The following is a 3,927-nucleotide window of genomic DNA, read 5'->3' on the forward strand; positions in this document are numbered from 1 at the left end:
GGCCATCGCCGTGCTGACCAGCAAGCGGTTGCGATAGCGACGATTGCGATTGTTGAGATTCATGTAGTGCCCCAGCCCGATCCCGACAGATTGCCCTCGGCGGGAGCCGAAGCGATCATCAGTGTTTCCTGCCAATGGCTGATCGAATGCCGCCGGCTTTCCTAGTCGTCAAATGACGAGGGTCCGCCGCTTTGTGCCGCCAATGACCTCTTGCGGGGGCCGGACTGTTACATCGAGGATACACATTCCATTCGACTAATTTACCGGCGAGTGGGGCGACAAGCCGCACGAAAACCGTCGGCCCGAGCTACCTTGCACAGCCAGCCATATTGCCCCTGGCAAAACATGGCCGGCAGCAGCAAAGAGCCGGCTTTCGAGCTTGATCCGAAGGATCAGCTTGTCGGCGCCGACGGTCCGCCTCTAGCCCGCGCCAACTGGCCGAGCCGACCATGACAGCGGTCTCGCCACGAAGCGCAGAAGGCACGATTAGTCGAGGAGCCGATTTGGCTTGCCACCATCCATCTTGCTTTTGTGGATACGCTCCAGAATTACGCGGGCAGCCTCGGCTCGCTCCTTCGACCGCCCGGTCAGAAGCTGGCCTCTCAGTGAAGCCGGCATCTCCATCTCGCAATCCCAAACCGTCCATGCGTTGGTCGGGTCGAGTATGCAAATGTACCTCTGGAGCCTTTTTTCATCGGTCAACTCAGGTGCTCCCGACATCGAGGCTAAGCACAGGACTTGGCAGGACCAGCGCATGAACGCTCCACACGCTACGGCTTGACCGGTTTGGTCTCTTTCTTCGGCTGTACGGCCATCGACGGCCCCTCCGGCGGCGGGCCGGCATCGGCTGGGTTCGGCTGTTCGGCCACCGGCGTGTCAGGCGCTTGCGGGCCACCTGATGTCAGGTTGACCGACACGCCATAGATCTTCCACTGCCGGTCAGTTGGCTCGAACATAAGCTCGAAATTGACCTGCAAGGGTACCGACGGGAAGAAGCCCGCCATGTGCAGCATGCCGTTCGGCTCGATCTGCGGCAGCAAGGTCAGCTGCGGCTCGAGCACCGCGACGGCGCCGAAGTCGAGTGCCTGCTTGCGCTGGTTGGCGAAGATGTCGCCGAGCCCTGCCGCACTGTTGGCCTGGAAATTCGGCGAGCCGAGATCGCGCAAAACGGTGTAGTTGCCGGTTTTGTTGGCCTGGTCGAGCGCCAAAAGCGCACCGCGGATCAGGATCAGCACGCCATTGCGGTCGATGCCGGCAGGCCGCGCCGTCTTTTGCCCCACCCGTTTTTCCTTGGCTTGCGCATGCGCGGGCTGCGCAGGCACCGCGACGGCCATCAGCGCGATGGCCAATGCGGCGAAAAAACCGCGGGCGCCCGAAGTCCGCCAACCGGGCGCCCGCCACTGCAACGGCACGGAATGCTGAAGCCCCAAACCCCGCATCATCCCGGCCGTGTCAGTTCAGTGTCCATGAGGCTCCGACGCTGACGCCGACATCGCCACGGCCGGTGGTTGCCGATACGGCGGCGTTCATGCGGAACTCCTCGCTGGTGTTGTAGCCCAGGCCCAGCGCCAGCCCCGATTGCCCTTTGAAATGACCGAAGCCGCCAGCCAGCGACAGTTTGCCGGGCCTGTCGTCGTAGCGCAGTCCCGCTGTCGCCAACGCCAGCGCGGTGCCGGCACGCGCTTCCGTGCGGGTTTCGCTGATCTCGCCGCCAAGGTTCTGGAAGCCGGACTCCAACGCGCCAACGCGCCCGTCGAGAGCCGCGATGTTGTTTGGCAGGTCATTCAACGCTGCGATGTCAAAGGTGGATGTCGCCAGATTGCCAGCACCGTCCGTGGTCACCAGATGCGTGACGCCAACCTGCTCCGCCCTGCTGGCATCCGAGGCAACACCCGATAGCGTATAGGTGTTCGTGGCACTGCCGAGCTTAACCTGGTTCGTGCGGTCGGTCACAATGCCCTGGCCGATGGCAATGGAATTGTCGAGATTGGCCTTCGCACCGCTGCCCAACGCCAGGGCGTTCGAGGCATTGGCCGCGGCGCCAGCTCCGACCGCCGTCGAATTCACTTGCCCATCGGCGGAGATGCCCGCCGAGGCGCCGCTGCCCAGCGCGGTGTTGCCCTGTTCTGAAAGCCATTCGATGAGGTTCCACCGGTAACGGCTTGCGCGCCAACAGCGGTGTTGTTGTCTCCGTAAGCCGACGCGGAATAGCCATTCGAGACCGAGTAATCGCCCAGTGCCTTGCTGCTCATTCCGGTAGCCGTTGCCCCTCCCTCGCCGGTGGATCCCTTCGCCTGACTGTCGTAGCCTGTAGCCGTTGAACCGTAGCCCAGGGCCTTGCTCGCCGAACCGGTCGCAGTCGCATAGAGCGACGTGGCCTGGGCGCCCTGTCCCGTCGCGGTAGCATCAGGGCCCGACGCTATTGCGTGGTAGCCCGTGGCGGTGGACTGCGAACTCGTTGCTTCCGCATAAGCGCCTGTCGCCGTTGAAAGTCGGCCTGTCGCCTTGGAACTTGCACCGAACGCGCTGGAACCCAGCCCATTGGCCGTTGCGAAAGTCCCCACTGCGGTCGATATGTCCCCCTCAGCCTTGGCCAAGGTTCCGACAGCCGTAGCAAAGCCAAAGGTGGGGCTCGCCGGATCAGGCGGATTGGCGCTGGCCTGGGAGCCACACGCTAAGCTGTTCGGTCCGGAAGAGGTCGCACCACCATCGGTGCCGTCGTCTATCAGACAGCGATACTGCGCAAAGCCGCTGCCGGTCGTCAGCAGCAGCATTGTCCCGGCAAGCACAAACGACAGGCGAATTTTCAAAGAGAAAACCAACATCCACCCCCGAGAATGACGCCGCAGGGTTGCCTTGCACCAGACTTGATGCCTCTCCAGCCACCCCACAACGATTGTTTCGGCTCAGCGTTGGAAGAGAATCCAACGAGCAATAAGCCGAACCTGACAATGGCGAGGCATCCCGAACAGTCGTCATATGACGACTGTTCGTCGCTTTGTCGGGTGGTTACGACCTTGTTGAACGAGGCTGTGACTCCAAAACCACAGAGTAGTTTCTTCTAATGCTTCGCGGACTTGACCTGGAACCACCACAACTTGGCTGCACAGCGTCACAACTTGCACGAGACGATCCGCATGTTTAGGCTTTCTCCCCAACGACAATCCTTGAACGCCGGAAGGGTCAATGGCTGACGTGAGCATCGAAGCGGTCTCCGCAGTGGTCGGCAAGGTCTATGAGGCCGCTTATGATCAGGAGCGCTGGTTCGATGCGGTAACTGGCCTGCGCGACCTGTTCGGCGGCTCGCGCTCCTGCATCGTGCGCATCAGCCCACACACATTCGATGCGGTTGCAACCGATTTCGATCCCGAGTTCACCTCGCCAAAGGGCATCGAAGCCCTGCTGCGCGATCCGCTGGCGGCGGCATCGGCCGCCTTGCCTCTCGGCGTGGTCAGTCGCTGGCCCCTGACGGACGAGGTGGCGGCGTTCCGCCGCCGCGAACTCTGGCACGACTGGCTGCGGCCGCGCGACATGTATCACGGCCTCGTCTCCAATCTGCTCTCTTCGAACGACTCGCACTGGATGCTCAGCATCGATCGCGGCTCAAGCAACGAGGCATTTGGCGCCGACGACATCGACCTGTTGCGCAAGATCGTGCCGCACATGCGGCGCGCCGGACAGATCGGCCAGCAGCTGGAGAAAACGTCGGCCCTGGCGTCGGCGTTTTCGCATCTGCCATTGGGCTGTTTCTGATCAACGGCCATCAGCAGATCGCACAGATGAACGAAGCCGCCGAAGCGATGCTGTCGCGGCCCGACAGTCCGTTGCGATTGAGGGATGGCACAATCGCGGCCGCCAGTGCCGAGGATACGCAGGAGCTGGAGCGGCTCGTTGCCGACGCCTGCTCGCTGCATGACGGGGTTATAC

At 62.4% G+C, this 3,927-nt stretch carries 4 protein-coding genes; 1 reads left to right on the forward strand and 3 read right to left on the reverse strand.

The window, feature by feature from the left end; translation table 11 throughout:
* Positions 1 to 770 precede the first annotated feature (770 nt).
* The 3 genes from EOC06_RS25350 to EOC06_RS43465 all read right to left on the reverse strand — a co-directional run bounded on the left by EOC06_RS25350 (position 771) and on the right by EOC06_RS43465 (position 2,825).
* Positions 771 to 1,280, reverse strand: a complete 510-nt coding sequence (locus EOC06_RS25350) for a hypothetical protein (RefSeq protein ID WP_306462363.1) — start codon at positions 1,278 to 1,280, stop codon at positions 771 to 773.
* 172 nt (positions 1,281 to 1,452) lie between these two features.
* On the reverse strand, positions 1,453 to 2,067 hold the full coding sequence (locus tag EOC06_RS25355) for a YadA-like family protein (RefSeq protein ID WP_245470043.1): 615 nt from the start codon (positions 2,065 to 2,067) through the stop codon (positions 1,453 to 1,455).
* On the reverse strand, positions 2,064 to 2,825 hold the full coding sequence (locus EOC06_RS43465) for a hypothetical protein (RefSeq protein WP_245470046.1): 762 nt from the start codon (positions 2,823 to 2,825) through the stop codon (positions 2,064 to 2,066). The genes EOC06_RS25355 and EOC06_RS43465 overlap by 4 nt, the downstream gene beginning before the upstream one ends.
* A gap of 361 nt (positions 2,826 to 3,186) precedes the next feature.
* On the opposite strand from EOC06_RS43465, the gene EOC06_RS40310 reads away from it, so the two are divergent.
* Entirely contained in the window at positions 3,187 to 3,753 is a 567-nt protein-coding gene (locus EOC06_RS40310) for a hypothetical protein (RefSeq protein WP_164898728.1), read from the forward strand.
* Positions 3,754 to 3,927: the final 174 nt, after the last annotated feature.

Source organism: Mesorhizobium sp. M7A.F.Ca.MR.362.00.0.0, from assembly GCF_004023175.1.
Lineage (GTDB): Bacteria > Pseudomonadota > Alphaproteobacteria > Rhizobiales > Rhizobiaceae > Mesorhizobium.